This is a genomic window from Rhodococcus sp. NPDC058639 (assembly GCF_042717545.1).
Classification (GTDB): Bacteria; Actinomycetota; Actinomycetes; order Mycobacteriales; family Mycobacteriaceae; genus Rhodococcus.
Genome location: NZ_JBHXRF010000007.1, coordinates 227,169 through 245,021, shown reverse-complemented (window position 1 = coordinate 245,021; position 17,853 = coordinate 227,169). Strand labels below are relative to the sequence as shown.

Sequence of the window (17,853 nt, the reverse complement as noted above, 5' to 3'; positions counted from 1 at the left end):
CGGGTGATCGGCGGGCACATGGTGCACCTGCTCAACCGGATCTATCCGACGACCGACTCGGTCGCTCGGGTGACCGCCGACGCGGACGCCGGCATGGACATCGTCGCCGCTGCCGACAACGGCCTGCACGAAGCGCTCGTCAAGCGCGGATACAGGCTGGTGACGGGCAATCACTACGAAGCGCCCTCAGGCTCGGCGACTCCACTGTCGGTGGACCTGCTGGTCCCCGGCACCAGCGGACGCTCGTTGGCGAAGATCGAGTACGGCGGCCGAGGATTCGATGCGATTCCCGGGCTGAATCTCGTGCTCGCCACCGATCCTCTCGACGTGCGGGTCCGCGCACGTCTGACCGCCTCCGAGACGTTGACGTTCGAGGTGCCGGTCCCCGACGTCGAACAGGCGGTCGTGCTCAAAGCGCTTGCCTGGCGCAGCCGCCTCGCGCCGAAGGACGTCACCGATCTGTGCGCCCTGTTGGTCATCGCCCACGAGTATCGGGATCGGCTCCCCGAGTGGAAGCTCGACACCCCACGCAAGGGTGCCCGTGGCGATGCGGCCAAGGCCCTGTTCGCTCTGGTGTCGATGATCGACCGACGCCGCCCGGTCGACGGCCTCACGATCGCGCCGGGTCGTCTCGCCGCTCTCATCCGCACACACGTCGCCGACCCCGATGTGAACCCAAACCGACCGGGTAGCCGCACCGAGGACGAGGTCGATGTCGCACCCGATCGCAGCGAGCGCGATGCCCTGCTGTCCGCACTGGCTGCCGCTGCGGCAGCGCATCCGCGGCAGCCGCGGTCTGCCCGACCCAGTGAGCCACGCGTGACCGGTCACTCGTCTTCCGGCCTCGAACCTGCACACGAACCCGATCCCGGACCGGGCGCGTAGACAGTCGAGAAGGGCGATCTGCACTCGCTAACCGTTTTCGGCATCCGCGGGTTCGCCTCGATATGGCAGCACTCGACGATGCCGTCTTTGACCGCGGCCGCCGCTATGTCCTCGTATTCGTACAGGTCGATACGGTCGAGGGCATCGGCGACGCGACTGGGCGCGACAATCACCGATCCGGAATCGGGGCGTTGATGCGCAGTCTCACATACGGCGAGTCTTCGCCGATCCGGTGGGTGGCGCGCACAAAGACGGCGCATCGCGGCTGCGTCGGCGACCTCGGTGGCAGCGGTGCCGGATTGAGCTGATGATGCTTCGCCTCAGGTGTTCACGGTGTCGCGGTCGAGCGAGCCGTCGCCGTCCCAGGCTCCCATTGCCATTGTCGGTCGTCCCAGCGCACTCGGGCGCCTGGCTGTCCGGTGTCGGCGTCGAAAGCCGTACTCCCAGGTCGCTTTCGCTGTCATAGAGGGTCACCCACGGTCGAGCTTTGCGATTCGCTTCCCGCCGTTCGGCCCCGTCGAACCATTTCCTGTCGGGCTGCGGCCATCTGCGCCAGAACCGAGGCGATCAGGTCTCTTGGTCTCTTAGGTCATTGGGGCTACTGCCCAGCCCAGGCATCGGTGGGGTTGAGGTCGAGGACCTACGGTCGTCTCGTCGGCCCCGTGACTTCGGGAGCAGTGCCGAGTCGATCTCCGGCGCAGAGCCGACGAGTTGTAGCCACTCACATTCGAGGAAGCTCCGCCAACCTCTTCCCACCGGCCCCCGGGTGAGGTAGACAGAACTACGTTCCGCTCCTATGAGAACGCTGTTTTGCTCAACCGGTAGTTGTGTTCTTTCCGGCGCGAGCTTGAGCGGACGCGGCAACTTCCGGCCCACCATCCGATACGAGGCACCAATGCTCCGACGACGACGCTCCCTCACTTCGACACTCGCGGCACTGTGTGTCGCCGCCCTCGCACTCACCGCGTGCAGCAGCGGCGATACCTCGGCTGCGTCCGCGCCCGGCACGCCCGTCGGCGACCCGGTCTCCGGTGGCACGTTGCAGGCCATCCAGATCCGCGAGCCGGTCAGCCTCGACCCCGTCGCGCTTCCGAACGTGTGGACAAACTCCGGATTGCTCGGCAACGCCCTGTACGGCACCTTGATGACCAACGACGTCGACAGCCTCGACATCGAGTATTCGATGGCCACCGACTTCTCGACCGACGACGGGGGCCGCACGTTCGTCCTGAAACTCCGGCCGGGACTGACCTTTACGGACGGCACTGCCCTGGACGCCGCCGCGGTGGCATACAACTGGGATCGCCTGCGCGACCCGGCCAACGGATCGGAGTCGATTCGGCAGGCCGCACAGATCGCGGGCACCGAGGTCGTCGATGCCGAAACACTGAAGGTCATGATGGTCGCCCCCAGCCCGGTGTTCGCGTCGTCGCTGGTGCTCTCCGGACTCAACTGGATCGCCTCCCCCACCGCACTGGCGAAGGGCCGGCAGGCGTTCGACGAGAATCCCGTCGGCGCCGGGCCGTTCACCCTCACCAAGTGGGCTCGGCAGGACGTGCTCGAACTGACGCGCAACCCGGACTACTGGGATGCGCCGCGGCCCTACCTGGACGGCATCACCCTGCGCCCGGTGCCCGACGCGAACCAACGCCTCAACGCCCTGACCTCCGGCAGTGCCGATCTGGCGTCCGAAAGCAGCTGGTCCAACCTGAGCAAAGCGGAAAGTGCAGGGTTGTCCACGTCCGTCGTTCCGCTCGGCGGAGGTCAGTACCTCGCGATGAACACCCGCCGGGGTCCGTTCGATGACACTCGTGCGCGACGCGCGGTGTCTCTCGCGCTCGACCTGGACGCAATCAACACCGCGGTGTTCGAGGGCACCGGCACTGTCCCTCGGACGCTGTTCCCGGAGAACTCACCGTTCTTCGAGAACATCGCATTGTCCGAATCCGACGACGCCGAAGCACAACGCCTGTTCGACGAGTTGGCCGCCGAAGGCACTCCGGTGAAGTTCACGTTCCTGGCGTACTCCCTGGTGGAGATCAAATCGGTGGCGGAAAGTGTCCAGGCGCAACTCGCGGCGTTCGACAACGTCGAGATCGCCGTCGAGATCATGGACTTCACGGCAGCGCAGGCCAGGGTCGCCGCCCGCGACTTCGACATGACGATCGCTGCCGCCGTCGTCCAGGACCCGGACTCGTCACTGTGGACGTCGTTTCATGCCCGATCCCAGGGCAACCCCACCGGCATCGACGACCCTGAACTCAACGACGCGCTGGACTCCGGCCGCGTCGGCACCACCGTCGAGGAGCGCAAGGCGGCATACGACGTCGCGCAGCAACGTCTCGTCGATCTGGCTCCGGGCGTCTTCTACGTCCAGTCGGCGCCGTCGGTCGTCTCGGGTCCGGACGTGCACGGGGTGCGGATGTACGGGATGGGGTCCGCGATGCTCGACGGAGTGTGGATGAGCGAGTAGCCGCGCCTGGAGTCGGCTGTCTCTCGGCCGTGGGGATGACGTAGCGGGCCGACACCCGACAGATCACCCTGGCGGCTGAGGGATACTCGCGCCGTGCAGCAAGCGGCGCACCGGCAGCATCGTCGCCGCATACGCGACCACACAGACGACGAAGACCGTCCCTGCCACCGGCCACCACGGACCCTGCGGCCAAGGCTTGCCGACGAACCCGAAAGCCAGCACCGACATCGGACCGAGTGAGATCACCAGTCCGACAGCGATGGCGCCGACACACACCAGCACGGTTTCCGTCCGCGCCATCGTGCGGAGCTGGCGCGGGGTGGCCCCGACAGCTCGCAGTAGCTGCCATTCCCGTCGACGCCGAAGAGTGGTCGCGACAAGGCGATTGGCGACGGCGAGCAGGATGTAGCCCATCAGTACCACGGAGATCCCGAGGTTGAGCACGCGAGCGGGATCCTGCGAGACCGGACCGACGAGGGCAGCGGTCGCGTCGTCGATCCGCAAGCCGGGAGCCACCGAGATCAGATCGTCGAGATCTGCTGCAACTCCGGGGGTCCGACCAGAAATGAGCACCGAATCGTACGGGCCGCTTGCCCCCTGGGAGAGCAGTTCGAACGAGGCCACGATCTTGCCGAACCCGAAGCCCCGGGCGTAGATGGCGACCACCGTCGGCTCCACCGCCGTTCCGTCGGGCAGGATCAGCGACACTGTGTGCCCGACGTCGATTCCTGACGACCGAGCTGTCGCGGAATCAATTGCCACAGAGTTGTTGTCGAGTCTCGACAGGTCTCCGTCCACGACCCCGAGGTCGAGAACCCCGTCGATTCCGGAGCCGACAACAGACATCGGGTAGGTCTCGACGAGCGCCACACCGTGCTCGTCGACGGGTCTCATCACCGTCGACCCGACCATCGGAACCGCCGCAACAACGGACGGGTCATCCGCAATCGCCGCGACCGTCGCCGAGGACACACCGCCGGCCGCGGGCGCGGATACGAGCACATCCGCTACCGTGCCCTCCCTCACCTCTTGGTCGACCGCCGCGCTCACCGTCGACCCCACGTACACCTGGGTCGTCAGCAACCCGACCGCGAGCGCGAGGACGCTGACGGTCCCACCGGTGCGCACGGCATAGCTTCCCGAGTTGCGCACGGCCAGCCAGCGGCTCGCCGGCCCGGACCGGGCCGCGAGCCATCCACCGAGGCGACCGACCACCGCCGGGGCAATCAGTGCAACACCGATTACCGCCAGCAGAGTCCCCGACGCGGCACCCATCACGGCGGCCTCACTACGCGTCACGAGCGGGACGATGGCAGACCCGGCTGCCAGCGCAAGGACGATGGACCCTACGGGAGTGCGCACGGAATTCGCACTGCGCGGTTCGGCTTCGGTCTCCACCATCGCGTCGGCCGGGGACATCCGGGAGAGCCGGAAGGACCCCGTTCGCGCCGCCACCTGAACCACACCCAGCATCAACAGCCCGGTTGCCAACGCCGGGACGGGACTCCAACTCAGCGACTGCCCGCGCGCGAGCAGTCCCAGATCCACCAATGGTCCTGTGGCTGCTGCGGCCCCCAGCATGCCCGCGGCGATCCCGACAATCGTCGAGCCGAGCGCCACTCCGGTGATCTGCCGCGCCGTCATCGATCGGATCTGCGCCGGTGTCGCGCCCACCGCACGCAACAACGCCAGTTCGCGCGACCGGCCCGCCACCCCGACGGACACCGCTCCCGCTGTGATGAATCCGACGAGGGTCACCACCACTCCTCCGGCCGACAACGCGAATGCCAGCAGCATTCCGGCCCCGGCCGCCGCAGCGGGCCGTTCGACTCGGCCGATGTCGTCGCCCGCCGCAACCACCAGACCCCGACCGTCCACGAGCGCCTCGACGCGGTCGGTGACCGAACCGATATCGGCGTCGTCATGGAGGACGACGGAGAGCAGATCCACGACGCCGTCCGGCCTGCCGCCAAGATCTCGCGCCAGGGCATCGCTGACGAACACACCACCACCCCGCAGATCCGCGACACCGCTGACCCGCATATCCCGCACCTCGCCACGGAGCAACACCTGCACCGGGTCGCCGGGCGAGACGCCCACCGCGTCGGCCGCATCCACAGCCAGCACGACGTCGTCGGGGCCGATCGGGGGTGCGCCGATCAGTCCGACGGTGCCGAGGAACGCATCCCAGCCGTGCCCGTTGCGCCGGACGGACTCCACCGGCACCACCCCGCCGCGACCGTCTGCGACCGCTGCCGGGAAACCGACATCGATCGCCACCGCCCGCACACCCGGGATCTCCGCTACGGCGGGGGCCAGGTCGACAGGCACTCCGACGGGGTCGGGCAGGACGAGGTCGAAGTCCTCGTCCTGCCGCACCGTCTGGTCACCACCGATGAGGATGTCGACACCGGCGAACCGCTCGGCCGGCACAGCCGAGCGCAGGCCCGACTCGGCCATCACGAGGCAGAACGCGACCAGCGCGGCGCCCACCGCCACCGCGCACGCCACGGCCAGCATCTCGCTCCCTCGGCTGGGCAATCGCACCGTCATCGGGTTCTCCCGCCCAGGGCTGCGGTCAGCCCGACGGTGTCGGGATTGTGCACGATCTGTTGAATGCGGCCCTCGGCCATCACCACGACGTTGTCGGCCCGGGCCGCCGCTGCCGGATCGTGGGTGACCATCACGACGGTCTGCCCGAGATCACGCACGAGATCACCCAGCAGGGAAAGGATCCGGTCGCCGGTCTCAGGATCGAGTGCTCCGGTCGGTTCGTCGGCGAAGATGACGTCCGGGCGGGTTGCCACAGCACGCGCCACCGCGACCCGCTGCTGTTGCCCACCGGACAGATCACCGGGCATGCGGGACAGGAACTCACCCAGCCCGACCCGGTCGACGACCGTGGTCAGCCACGCCGGGTCGCCGGGTGTCTGCGCCAGCCGCAGCGGCAGGGTGATGTTCTCCTCGACGGTCAGCGACGGAATCAGGTTGTAGGCCTGGAAGACGAACCCGACCCGCTCCCGCCGCACCCGCGTGCGGGCACTTTCCCGCAGCCGTCCGACCTCCGTGTCCCCGATCCAGACGGCACCCCGCGTCGGTGCGTCGAGTCCGGCGGCGCAGTGCAGCAGTGTGCTCTTCCCGGAGCCTGAGCGACCCATGATCGCGAGGAACACCCCGCGTGGCACGGTCAGGCTCACGTCGTCGAGAGCAGGCGCGCCCATACCACGCCGGTATACCTTGGTCACGGATTCCAGCCGGACAGCGGGTATCCCACCGGACTCTCCTGCCACGGTGAGGGTCGTGCGCGCAGCGGCAGTGGTCACCCGTGCCGCCGGCTCAGGTAGCGCATCACCAGTACGGCAAGGCAGAGAACGCCGGGGATACCGAACACCAGCGAGAACACGATGGTGTCGGGTCGAATGATCGAGAACGCGGCGTTCAGTCCCACGAACACGGCGAGCGCGGCCCACAATGCGCTTGTCACCCAGTCGCGTGACGTCGCGCCCGAGGACGCGGCATCCGTCGTCGTCGATGGATCGAATTCCCCGGATACCTGGTTCGTTCGAATGCGATAAGCGTCGTCCACGATGTCTCCTTTATGTCGTTTGTGGTTCGACTCGACGCTATGAGCAGACGCGGCGTTCCGACATCCCGTCCTCTACCCCAGTCCGGTACAGCAGGCTGTACCTTTACCCGCCCACGTGGACGGCACCGTCGACCACCGCATAACGTCGTCTCGCACACCCACAACCTCCACCCGAAGGAGGATCCGAGGAGGACACGTGACAGCGGTTCGCGACGCCTGGCCCACCACGCTGCGCGAAAAGGCAACGGCAACAACGACACAGGCCGTCCTCGCGACGAAATGGCTCGCACTCGGGGCAGGCACCGCGATACTTGCACTGGGTCTTGTGATCGCGTTGATCACGGTCGCGCTGCTCAGCCTGGTGGGTATCGGATTGCTTCTACTGGGACCGACACTGTCCGCCGTCCGGTGGATCGCACAGCTGGAACGACGCCGCCTGGCCGCGATGGGACGGTCTGTTCGCTCGCCCTACGGACCCGTTCCCACCGACTGGCACGATGCCTGGCAATTCCTGCGCGCAGATCCCGGCCCCCGACGAGATGTCGCCTGGATGGGCATCCACGCGACGTTCGGTCTCGTCGTAGGCCTGCTGCCGTTGCAGTTCCTGTCGAATGCGATACAGGATCTCGCGACGCCGCTGTGGTGGCACTTCGTCTCGCCCGGTGCCGCGACCTTCGTCGGCGGCCTGGTTTCTGTCACGACGTGGACCGACGCGTGGTGGGCCGTCGTCGCCGGTCTCGTCTGGGCGACCCTGTGGTTGTCGCTGTCGCCGTTGTTGCTGAAGGCCCAGGTCGCGCCCGGTGTCCGTCTCCTTGCTCCGCACCCGGATTTCGACCTCTCCGAACGCGTCGCAGTACTGACCGCCACCCGAGCCGCGGCCCTGGACGCACACGCCGTGGAGCTGCGACGGATCGAACGGGCACTGCACGACGGCACACAGAATCGGCTCGTGACCGTCGCGGTCCTCACCGGCGCGGCCCGCCGAGCACTGGCACGGGATCCCGCTACCGCCGACCCGCTGCTCGAACGTGCCCAGCAGAGCGCCGAACTGGCGCTGGCAGAGTTGCGCTCGGTGGTGCGGAACATCCTGCCGCCGGTCCTCGAATCCGAAGGGTTACCGGGGGCATTGTCGGCGCTGGCCGCACAATGCGCGGTCGAGGCGCGCGTGGACACCCACGTATCCCCTCGCTGCCCGGTGGCCCTCGAAGCCATCGCGTACTTCACCGTCGCCGAAGCGCTCACCAATGTCACCCGCCACAGCGGGGCTCAGCGGGCCGACGTGCGGGCGCACCGACAGGGCGACACACTCGTCGTCGAGGTGGAGGACGACGGTATCGGCGGCGCGGTCGTCCGGCCGGGATCCGGTCTCGCCGGAATCCAGGGACGCGTCGAAGCCCACGACGGAACGCTCGAGGTGCACAGCCCGGCCGGTGGACCGACGCTCGTGACGGCGGTGATCCCGTGCGGATAGTGGTCGCCGAGGACGATGCACTGCTGCGGGAAGGACTCGTACTGTTGCTGCGCGGCGAAGGACTCGACGTCGTCGACGCCGTGGGTGATCCCGACACCCTGCTCGAGGCGGTCGAGCGCCATCGTCCCGACGTCGCGATCGTCGACGTCCGCATGCCCCCGACCCACACCGACGAGGGCATCCGCGCAGCCGTCGCGGCGCGAGCGGCCCACCCCGGCCTCGCGGTTCTCGTGCTCTCGGCCTACGTGGAGCAGAGCTTCGCCACCGAACTGCTCGCGGGCGGCGCACACCGCACGGGGTACCTGCTCAAAGAACGTGTCGGGCGGGTCGGGGACTTTCTGGAGGCACTCCGCCGTGTCGCCGGTGGCGGCACCGCCATCGATCCCGAAGTGGTGGCTCAACTCTTCGCGCGACAGCGCGCCGCCGACCGGCTCTCCGGCCTCACCGCGCGAGAGCGGGAGGTGCTCGGGGTGATGGCTGAAGGAATGGGCAACAGCGCAATCGCAAGTCGACTGTTCATCACGGAAAATGCTGTGCACAAACATATTCGGAATATTTTTTCGAAACTCGGCCTGCAGGCAGGCGACGACTCCGACCGGCGGGTCGTGGCGGTGCTCCGTCATCTCGAAGCAACGGGAGAACGGAGCTGAGCGTCGAAACCTGCGATCCGATTGCCGGAAGCACTGCCGGTGACAGAGAGGTCATGAAGGAGTTCTCGACCCCCGGCGTCCTACAGCGCGGACTCCGCCGTCAGGATCGACGCTCGTCCCGTCCGAAGGCGCGGCGGGTGGTGCGAACCGACACGAATCCCATAACTCCGATGGCGCCCACGACACCGAGCAGCGCGATCGCGAGGCTCAGTCCCGGACTCGGCTTCAGTACCACGATGACCACGGTGACGAGCGCGAGCACCGCGGCCGCCGCACCGAGCGAGGACAGGGCGAGCCGGGCCAGCGAGAAGTTCGCACCCGGCTCGTCGTCCCCGCCACGTGTCACAACGAGTTCACCCAGTTCCTCAGCAACTGCGCCCCGGCATCCCCGGACTTTTCGGGGTGGAACTGCGTAGCCGACAACGGACCGTTCTCGACGGCCGCGAGGAAGCGGCTTCCGTGTTCGGCCCAGGTCAGCTTCGGCGGAGCGAGCCGCTCCGGGTCCGGCAGTTCCCACTTCTGCGCCGCGTACGAGTGCACGAAGTAGAAGCGGGTGTCGGGGTCCATGCCGGCGAACAACACCGAATCGGCGGGGGCTTCGACGGTATTCCATCCCATGTGCGGCAGCACCGGCGCGTCGAGACGCTCGACGGTGCCGGGCCATTCGCCGCAGCCCTCGGTCTCGATGCCGTGCTCGATACCGTCTTCGAAGAGGATCTGCATGCCGACGCAGATGCCGAGCACCGGCCTGCCACCTGCGAGCCGGGTGCCGATCATCTTCTCGCCACCGACGCTGCGAAGGCCCCGCATGCAGGCGTCGAATGCCCCGACGCCAGGGACGACGAGCCCGTCGGCGGCGAGCGCAACCTTGGGGTCGGAGGTGACCTCCACGTCCACACCGGTACGGGCGATCGCTCGCGTCGCGGAGTGCAGATTGCCGGAGCCGTAGTCGAGGACGGCGACCTTGGTTGTGCTCATGGCCTCGATTCTATGCGGCGGCACGAACAGCCCCGTGCGGTGGCAGGGTCCTCCCTATTCCGTGCCGGGCCGCTCGGTGACCTGTGGCACACCGGGACGCTCCGAGGGACCGGCGAGCCGAGCCAGGAGCGGAAGAACGGGGACGAGCACCGCTGCGATGGTGAACGCCGTCGGATATCCGGCGGCCGCGGCAATCGCACCGAGCGCGAAGGAGCCCGCGCCGGTACCGGCGTCGAAGCCGATGTTCCAGGCTGCACTGGCCGAACCGATGTGTTCTGAGCCCGCTCGGCGGAACGCGATGAGCAGCGCCTCGTTCTGCACGACACCGAACCCGAGCCCGAAGCACACCGCCGCCCCGATGAGAGCCACGGCGCCGGCCCGGCCGTCGGCGACGAGCGCGAACGGCACCATGGCGAGCGCGGCGAGTCCGAGCCCGACCGGAAGCATCCGGCCCGCACCGACCCGGTCCGCGACAGCCCCGGCGCCGAACCGGCCGACCAGCGTCGAACCGCTGAGTACAGCCAGTGCTGCCGCGACCGGGAGGTCGGCCACGGCGATGGCGAGCAGCGATGTCAGACCGCCGTATGCGATCGCGCCGGCGCCCACCGCCACGGTCGGGAGCAACAGCAGCACGAACGGCATGCGCGCCGGGCGCGGGCCCGTGCGCGCTTCGAGACGCGGCAGGCGCGCTGCGGCGATCAGTCCCGCCGACGACAGGATCGCGCCCAGCACGAACACCGGTGTGGTCGAGAACCGTTCGGACAGTGCGAGCCCCGTGGGCAGTCCGATCATCTGCGACGCGGCGATCGCGATACCGAGCATGCCGGTGGCACGCCCGAGCAGTCGGGCAGGCGCGAGTTCGCCCACCAGCGCGGCGGAGGCCACCGTGATCATCCCGAAGCCGATCCCCCGGATCGCAGAGATTCCCAGGGCAGCTGCGGGCTCCATGGACACGAGGAACAGCAAGGACGGCGGACCGAGGAACAGACAGCCCGCGACGAGGGTCGCGCGATGGCCGAACCTGCGGAGCAGCTTGGGCATCGCGATCTGGGTGAGCACCGTGGTGAACATGAACACCGCGGTCACCGAGCCCGCGACGGTATCGCTCCCGCCTTCTTCCGCGATCGCCCAGGGCACCACCGGAAGCAACAGTGAGAAACCCGCGAACGCTGCCGCGGATGTCGACCACGCCGCGACGAGTCCCCGGACTCCGAACAGCTTCGGGTTGTCCGTCACGCCGGATTCGGCCACGTCACATCAACCGGAGGACACCGGCGATCACTGCCAGCAGTCCCAGGGCGAAGAGGATGCCCGCGAAGAGGGTGTTGCGGGCCTTCCACATCGACCACGTGCCGCCCGCGAGGATCCCGGCGGCGATGAAGCACAGGTAGGTCAGTACGACATCCATACCGTCAGAGCGTTCCCTTGGTGGACGGCACGCCGGTGACGCGCGGATCGGGTTCGACCGCTTCGCGCAGCGCACGTGCGACTGCTTTGAACTCGGCCTCGGTGATGTGGTGCGGGTCGCGCCCGTACAGCACGCGCACATGCAGTGCGATCCGCGCGTGGAACGCGAACGATTCGAAGACGTGCTTGTTGATCACGGTGGCATAGGGCACGCCCGGGTAGCCACCGATCACCGAGTGCACCAGGTAATCCGGTTCGCCGGTGTGGACGAAGTACGGACGTCCCGACACGTCGACCGACGCGTGGGCGAGCGTTTCGTCCATCGGGATGAAGGAATCCCCGAAACGCCGGATACCGCGCTTGTCGCCGATGGCCTGGTGGAACGCCTGGCCCAGAACGATCGCGGTGTCTTCGACGGTGTGGTGCGCGTCGATCTCGACATCACCCTGCGCGTGGACCGTGAGGTCGAAGCTGCCGTGCTGGCCGAGCGCCGTGAGCATGTGGTCGTAGAACGGGATGCCCGTGGAGATGTCGGTGCGGCCGGTGCCGTCGAGGTTCAACTCGACGGTGATGGACGATTCCTTGGTGGTGCGTTCGACCTTCGCGATGCGGTCGCTCATCGGGTTGCCTCGATTTCCGTAGCGGCGAGTTTCTCACTGACCCGCAGCAACTCGTCGTTCTCGTGTGCCAGGCCGATCGTGGTGCGCAGATATCCGGGGATGCCGACGTCCCGGATCAGGACGCCCTCGTCGAGGTAGTGCTGCCAGGTGGTGGCCGAATCGGCGAAACGGCCGAAGAGGATGAAGTTGGCGTCGGACGGGATGACGTCGTATCCGAATCCGGCGAGTTCGGCTGCGACGCGGTCGCGCTCGGCGGACAGTTCCGCGACGGAGCCGAGGGTGTCGTCGGCGTGCCGCAATGCGGCGCGCGCTGCGGCCTGGGTGATCACCGACAGGTGGTACGGCAACCGGACCAGCAGCAGCGCGTCGATCATCGCGGGCGCGGCGGCGAGGTAACCGAGACGGCCACCGGCGAAAGCGAATGCCTTGCTCATGGTGCGCGAGACGACGACCTTGGCCGGGTACTCATCGATCAGCGCGACTGCGCTGGGCGCGCTCGAGAACTCCGCGTACGCCTCGTCGACGATCACGATGCCGGGAGCGGCGTCGAGGATCTCGCGGATGCTGTCGAGCGGGACGCTGTGCCCGGTCGGGTTGTTGGGGCTGGTAACGAACACCACGTCGGGACGCCGGTCGCGGATGGCGGCGACGGAGGCCTCGACATCGAGGGTGAAGTCGGAGCGGCGGTACGCAGGTACCCACTCGGTCTGGGTGCCGTCCGCGATGATCGGGTGCATCGAGTACGACGGCACGAATCCCATCGCGGACCGGCCCGGTCCACCGAACGCCTGCGAGAGCTGCTGCAGAATCTCGTTGGAACCGTTTGCAGCCCAGAGGTTTTCGACGCCCAGGGCGACACCGGTCTGCCGCGTGAGATACGCGGCGAGGTCGGCACGTAGCGCGACGGCGTCGCGATCGGGATACCGGTGCAGCTGTGTCGCGGCCTCGCGGACCGACTCGGCGACGTCGTCGACGAGAGCCTGCGTGGGCGGGTGCGGGTTTTCGTTGGTGTTGAGCTGCACGGGCACCGACAATTGCGGCGCGCCGTACGGCGACTTGCCGCGCAGGTTCTCGCGAAGCGGCAGGTCCTCGAGCGTGATGCGCGAGCCGGGAATCGACGGGCCGGTCACCGGAGTGCCTCGAATCGCAGCCGCACCGCTTCACCGTGCGCGGGCAGATCCTCGGCGTTCGCGAGGGTGATCACGTGGCCGGCGACGTCCTTCAGTGCGGACTCTGAGTATTCGACGACGTGGATGCCACGCAGGAAGGTCTGCACACTCAGTCCGGACTGATGCCGCGCGCAGCCCGCCGTAGGCAGCACGTGATTCGAGCCGGCGCAATAGTCGCCGAGCGAGACCGGCGCCCACGGGCCGACGAAGATCGCTCCCGCCGCGCGGACCCGGGCGGCGACAGCCGACGCGTTCTCCGTCTGGATCTCGAGGTGCTCGGCCGCGTAGGCGTTGACCACCGCCAGGCCCTGCTCGATGTCGTCGACCAGCACGATGCCCGACTGGCTTCCGGACAGCGCGGTGGTGACCCGCTCGCGGTGCTTGGTCAGCTCGAGTTGCGCGGCGAGCGCGGCATCGACGGCGTCGGCGAGTTCGGGGCTGGTGGTCACCAGGACGGAGGCGGCCATGACGTCGTGCTCGGCCTGGCTGATCAGATCGGCGGCCACATGCACGGCATCGGCTGTGTGATCGGCGAGGATCGCGATCTCGGTGGGGCCGGCTTCGGCGTCGATACCGACCACCGAGCGGCACAGCCGCTTGGCGGCGGTGACATAGATGTTTCCGGGGCCGGTGATCATGTCGACCGGGGCGAGTTCGGCGCCGTCGGTGTCGATGCCGCCGTAGGAGAGCAGTGCCACGCCCTGTGCACCCCCGACCGCCCAGACCTCGTCGACGCCGAGCAGCGCGGCGGCAGCGAGGATCGTCGGGTGCGGGAGGCCACCGAAGTTCTTCTGCGGCGGCGAGGCGATGACGAGGGACTCGACCTCCGCGGCCTGCGCGGGCACGACGTTCATCACCACCGACGAGGGGTACACGGCGTTGCCGCCGGGCACGTACAGGCCGACACGGTCGACCGGCACCCAGCGTTCGGTGACGGTGCCGCCGGGGACGACCTCGGTGACGGTGTCGGTGCGACGTTGCTCGGCGTGAACCTTGCGGGTCCGTTCGATGGCGACCTCGAGCGCGGCGCGCACAGCGGGGTCGAGTTCGGCGAGTGCGCGGTCGAGTTCGGCCTGGGGAACGCGCACCGAGGCGGGGCGCACGCCGTCGAACTTCTCGCAGTAGTCGAGGGCGGCGTCGGCTCCGCGCTCGCGGATGTCATCGACGACGGGACGGACCTGATGGAGCACCGCGTCCACGTCCACTCCGCCGCGGGGCAGCGCGCCCCTCAGCTCCGCGGTGGTGGGTGTACGACCACGCAGGTCGGTGCGGGCAAGCATGAGGTGTCCTCTCTCGCAGAACAGGGATCGACCCCCATTATCCGCGATGAACCGGAGTGGTCTGTCATCCACTCCCCGTAGCGGGCGTTGTGTGCCCTCGTCGACCATAGACCGACGGCACGCCCGGCGAATCCGTCTCGAAGTGCCGCGGGCGCGTCGCAGGCGCTCTACCGTGCGATACATGGCTGCCGCGTGGCGTGCTCGGATGTCCGTCGCACCCGTTCGCGCGGCACTGCGGGTGGTGCTCGTCACTCTCGTGGCGCTGACGGCAGCCGTGTCGGGCGGGCCTGCCCACGCCGACACCGACGCCTTTCTGTGGGGCGTGTCGAGTTCCGGTTTCCAGTCCGAGGGGTCGGGCCCCGACAGCAACTGGTCGCGGTACGCGGCGAGCGGGCGCCACGATCCGGTCGGCACCGCCGTGGACTTCCGGCATCGTTACCGGGAGGACATCGCACGCGCCGCCGGCCTGGGGGTCGGGGTGTACCGCATCTCTGTGGAGTGGGCGCGCATCCAGCCGGAACCGGAGCGGTGGGACGACACCGAACTCGCCTACTACGACGACGTGATCGCGACGATCCGCGCGCACGGCATGACTCCGATGATCACGCTCGACCACTGGGTGTACCCGGGCTGGACCGCCGACCGGGGCGGCTGGGCCCACCCGGGGACGGTCGACGCGTGGCTCGCCCACGCGGACACGGTGGCGGCACGCTACGCCGGACACGGCGCGCTGTGGGTGACCATCAACGAGCCCAGCGTCTACGTGTGGCACGAGGTGTCCAACGGTGCCCTCTCCCCCGGTGACGCACCGATGATGTTCGACCGTCTCGTCGACGCGCATCGCGGGGCCTACGAGACGATCCACCGGTACGACCCGCGGGCGCAGGTCACCTCGAACGCCGCCTATGTTCCCGGTGCGGCGCCCTACCTCGACACCTGGTTTCTCGATCGCGTCCGCGACCACCTCGACTTCGTCGGCGTCGACTACTACTACGGGGTGGCCCCCGGTAATCTCACCGCGATCCGTGCGGCCACCGGGGAGCCGGCATCGGTGACCCCGCATCCGCCTGGGATGTACGACGCACTGATGGACTACACCCGGCGCTTTCCCGGGATGCCTCTGTATGTCGTCGAAAACGGAATGGCGACCGCGGATGGTGCTCCCCGCCCGGACGGCTGGACCAGATCGCGGCACCTGCGCGAGCACGTGGACCAGATGATGCGTGCGGTCGACGACGCCGCACCGGTGTTCGGGTACAACTACTGGTCGATCACCGACAACTACGAATGGGGTTCGTACGAACCGCGTTTCGGCTTGTATTCGGTCGATGCCCGGACCGATCCCGCACTCGTCCGGCTGCCCACCGACGGGGTGGAGACCTACCGGAAGATCATCGCGGAGACCCGCGTCCGGTAACGGATCAGTGCCGTGCGGGATCGACGCCGAGCCGCGCGCACGCCGCCTGGTAGAGCGCGACCACCGCGGTACGCAAACCGCGACGGTCCGTGACCGGCTCGAGCCACGGGATCCGTACCGTCTGTTCCTGCCCGTCGATCACGATCACCCACACGCCGGCCTCGCTGCTCACGCCGGTCATCCGGGTGTGCGCCGCGCGCGGTTCGGCGAACGCCCGCACGATGAGCAGACTGTCGTCGGCGTGGTCGTCGTTCATATGAGCGGTTACCGCCGCCACCACATCGGGTTCGAATTCGGTCACGGGCGTCGAGCCTAGCCAACGACCCGCCGCCGTGGGTCTCACCGGCTGGGTCTCACCGGGCCTCGTCGAACGCACCCGTGGTGACGACGGCTTCGAGTGCGACGAGTTCGGCGTCGAGATGGTCGAGCAGGCACGGCAGATCCGGCACGGTGCGCCCACACGCCGTGAGCCCGAAGGCAATCTCGTCGTCGGTGCTCGTGCACGTGATGTTGAGAGCCTGACCGTCCACCGGAACCGACAGGGGATACAGCGCGTCGACGCGCGCGCCGTTCCAGTACAACGGCTCCTCGGGCCCGGGAACGTTGGAGACGATCACGTTGAACGGCGTCCACGGCACTGCCCGGTTGCCGGTCAGTACACCGACCGCGACGGGGGCGACACCGACTGCGCTCGTCGCGAGACGGCCGACCTTGCTCATTCCGCGCATCGCACGCTTGCCCTCGGTCATCGAGTTCCGTACCCGCTCGAGCCGGTGCGCCGGATCGGAGTGCCGGGTGCCGAGATCGCACATCAGGACAGCGATGTCGTTGCCGGACTCTTTGCTGCGCAAGGAGACCGGGACCATCGCGACAAGGGACTCGCCGGGAAGCGCGTCGCGCTCGAGAAGATAGGTCCGCAGCGCTCCCGAGGACAGCGCGAGCACCACGTCGTTGATCGTGCTGTCGGTGAGCTTTGCCACCAGCCGGAGACGCTCGAGCGGCCACGACCGGGCGGCGAACCGCCGCGAACCCGAGATCTGCTCGTTGAACATGGTGTGCGGTGCGCCGAGCGACAGCGGGCCCCCGCGGTCGTGAAGGGCACGATCGACCGTACCGACCAGCGCCGGAACCAGGGAGGCCGCGCCGGAGGCGACCGTCAGCGCCTCCGACACCACACCCCGGACGGCGCGCACGGCGTGGCCGGGAAAGCCGATGGCCGCAGCCATCGTCGAGCGTGCGGGCGGTGCCCCGTCGGTCGCTGCCCACGGCGCGGGCATCCCGACCTCGCTCGGATCGGCGCCGAGCGCGCGTCGCAGCAACCGCATCGCACCGATGCCGTCGGCCAAGGAGTGATGGATCTTGACGTAGAGCGCGTACCGACCGTCGGCCAGACCTTCGATGAGGTGCATCTCCCACAGCGGCCGGGTGCGATCGAGCAACGAGGCGTGCAGCCGGGAAACCAGTTCCCACAAGACCTCGGTCGTTCCCGGCTCGGGCAGGGCGTTGAACCGCACGTGGTACTCGATGTCGAATCTCGGATCTTCCTCCCACGCCCACTGTCCCAGGGTGGTCACCGACCGGACGGGCCGCTGGCGCCACAGTGGTGCTGCCGGATCGTCGCGGCGCAGCGCCTCGTCGAACCTCTCCCGCAGTTCGGTGGCATCGGAATTCTCCGGCGGCTGCAGCAGCAGAAGCCCACCGACGTGCATCGGATGGTCGGGCGATTCGCCGAGCAGGAACATCGAATCGGTCGGTGCCATGGGTAACCGCATCGTCAATCCCTCCGCCCCCGCTGACGAGAACTGTGCTCCGCGCGGGGCCACCCCACCCCGCGATCCGACATTGCTGGTACTCGAGATGAACAGTTGTACCCCAGATCGAGGGGCCCCGGCCTCGGAACGACGCAGTTCCGGGACT

General features: G+C 68.2%; 18 protein-coding genes. 6 read left to right on the top strand and 12 right to left on the bottom strand.

Features of this window, described 5'->3' with window-relative positions:
* Window positions 1-3: 3 nt before the first annotated feature.
* The 3 genes from ACFWU2_RS15860 (at window position 4) to ACFWU2_RS15850 (ending at window position 3,358) form a co-directional block, all read left to right on the top strand.
* Window positions 4-885: a hypothetical protein gene (locus ACFWU2_RS15860; protein WP_378607821.1), complete on the top strand. Its 882-nt coding sequence runs from the start codon at window positions 4-6 to the stop codon at window positions 883-885.
* Between the two features lie 62 nt (window positions 886-947).
* Window positions 948-1,193 (top strand): hypothetical protein, encoded by a 246-nt coding sequence (locus ACFWU2_RS15855; RefSeq protein ID WP_378607819.1) that lies wholly within the window; start codon window positions 948-950, stop codon window positions 1,191-1,193.
* Window positions 1,194-1,780: 587 nt separating this feature from the next.
* Window positions 1,781-3,358 carry an ABC transporter substrate-binding protein gene (locus tag ACFWU2_RS15850; RefSeq protein ID WP_378607817.1) on the top strand — a complete coding sequence of 526 codons (1,578 nt, stop codon included), beginning with the start codon at window positions 1,781-1,783 and terminating at the stop codon, window positions 3,356-3,358.
* 63 nt (window positions 3,359-3,421) lie between these two features.
* Here the strand turns inward: ACFWU2_RS15850 and ACFWU2_RS15845 are convergent, their stop codons facing one another.
* From ACFWU2_RS15845 to ACFWU2_RS15835, 3 genes are read right to left on the bottom strand one after another with little or no spacing between them, the layout of a single operon-like run.
* A complete protein-coding gene (locus ACFWU2_RS15845; RefSeq protein WP_378607815.1) occupies window positions 3,422-5,911 on the bottom strand; it encodes an FtsX-like permease family protein in 2,490 nt (829 codons plus the stop codon).
* Window positions 5,908-6,681 (bottom strand): ABC transporter ATP-binding protein, encoded by a 774-nt coding sequence (locus ACFWU2_RS15840; protein WP_378607813.1) that lies wholly within the window; start codon window positions 6,679-6,681, stop codon window positions 5,908-5,910. Before ACFWU2_RS15840 ends, ACFWU2_RS15845 begins: the two co-directional genes overlap by 4 nt.
* Window positions 6,678-6,944, bottom strand: coding sequence for a hypothetical protein (locus tag ACFWU2_RS15835; RefSeq protein ID WP_378607811.1), 267 nt, complete (start codon window positions 6,942-6,944; stop codon window positions 6,678-6,680). Before ACFWU2_RS15835 ends, ACFWU2_RS15840 begins: the two co-directional genes overlap by 4 nt.
* Before the next feature lie 196 nt (window positions 6,945-7,140).
* Between ACFWU2_RS15835 and ACFWU2_RS15830 the strand changes: the two genes are divergently transcribed.
* Both ACFWU2_RS15830 and ACFWU2_RS15825 read left to right on the top strand, forming a co-directional pair.
* Window positions 7,141-8,415, top strand: a complete 1,275-nt coding sequence (locus ACFWU2_RS15830) for a sensor histidine kinase (RefSeq protein ID WP_378607809.1) — start codon at window positions 7,141-7,143, stop codon at window positions 8,413-8,415.
* Window positions 8,406-9,065 carry a response regulator gene (locus tag ACFWU2_RS15825; RefSeq protein ID WP_378607807.1) on the top strand — a complete coding sequence of 220 codons (660 nt, stop codon included), beginning with the start codon at window positions 8,406-8,408 and terminating at the stop codon, window positions 9,063-9,065. The genes ACFWU2_RS15830 and ACFWU2_RS15825 overlap by 10 nt, the downstream gene beginning before the upstream one ends.
* A 100-nt stretch (window positions 9,066-9,165) precedes the next feature.
* On the opposite strand, the gene ACFWU2_RS15820 is transcribed toward ACFWU2_RS15825, so the two are convergent.
* From ACFWU2_RS15820 to hisD, 7 genes are read right to left on the bottom strand one after another with little or no spacing between them, the layout of a single operon-like run.
* A complete protein-coding gene (locus ACFWU2_RS15820; protein WP_378607805.1) occupies window positions 9,166-9,411 on the bottom strand; it encodes a hypothetical protein in 246 nt (81 codons plus the stop codon).
* Window positions 9,408-10,043, bottom strand: coding sequence for an imidazole glycerol phosphate synthase subunit HisH (gene hisH / locus ACFWU2_RS15815; protein ID WP_378607803.1), 636 nt, complete (start codon window positions 10,041-10,043; stop codon window positions 9,408-9,410). The genes ACFWU2_RS15820 and hisH overlap by 4 nt, the downstream gene beginning before the upstream one ends.
* A 54-nt stretch (window positions 10,044-10,097) precedes the next feature.
* Entirely contained in the window at window positions 10,098-11,294 is a 1,197-nt protein-coding gene (locus ACFWU2_RS15810) for an MFS transporter (protein WP_378607801.1), read from the bottom strand.
* A gap of 1 nt (window position 11,295) precedes the next feature.
* Window positions 11,296-11,451, bottom strand: a complete 156-nt coding sequence (locus tag ACFWU2_RS15805) for a hypothetical protein (RefSeq protein WP_378607799.1) — start codon at window positions 11,449-11,451, stop codon at window positions 11,296-11,298.
* 4 nt (window positions 11,452-11,455) lie between these two features.
* Window positions 11,456-12,070 carry an imidazoleglycerol-phosphate dehydratase HisB gene (gene hisB, locus ACFWU2_RS15800; RefSeq protein ID WP_378607797.1) on the bottom strand — a complete coding sequence of 205 codons (615 nt, stop codon included), beginning with the start codon at window positions 12,068-12,070 and terminating at the stop codon, window positions 11,456-11,458.
* Window positions 12,067-13,200 (bottom strand): histidinol-phosphate transaminase, encoded by a 1,134-nt coding sequence (locus ACFWU2_RS15795; protein WP_378607795.1) that lies wholly within the window; start codon window positions 13,198-13,200, stop codon window positions 12,067-12,069. Before ACFWU2_RS15795 ends, hisB begins: the two co-directional genes overlap by 4 nt.
* Window positions 13,197-14,519: a histidinol dehydrogenase gene (hisD, locus tag ACFWU2_RS15790; RefSeq protein ID WP_378607793.1), complete on the bottom strand. Its 1,323-nt coding sequence runs from the start codon at window positions 14,517-14,519 to the stop codon at window positions 13,197-13,199. Before hisD ends, ACFWU2_RS15795 begins: the two co-directional genes overlap by 4 nt.
* A 181-nt stretch (window positions 14,520-14,700) precedes the next feature.
* Here hisD and ACFWU2_RS15785 point away from each other — a divergent pair, with 181 nt between their 5' ends.
* Window positions 14,701-15,936, top strand: coding sequence for a family 1 glycosylhydrolase (locus ACFWU2_RS15785; protein ID WP_378607791.1), 1,236 nt, complete (start codon window positions 14,701-14,703; stop codon window positions 15,934-15,936).
* Window positions 15,937-15,940: 4 nt separating this feature from the next.
* Here ACFWU2_RS15785 and ACFWU2_RS15780 read toward each other — a convergent pair whose 3' ends face one another.
* Complete coding sequence (locus ACFWU2_RS15780; protein WP_378607789.1) at window positions 15,941-16,237, bottom strand: DUF2470 domain-containing protein; 297 nt, start codon at window positions 16,235-16,237, stop codon at window positions 15,941-15,943.
* Between the two features lie 52 nt (window positions 16,238-16,289).
* Window positions 16,290-17,708, bottom strand: coding sequence for a wax ester/triacylglycerol synthase family O-acyltransferase (locus tag ACFWU2_RS15775; protein WP_378607787.1), 1,419 nt, complete (start codon window positions 17,706-17,708; stop codon window positions 16,290-16,292).
* Window positions 17,709-17,853 lie beyond the last annotated feature (145 nt).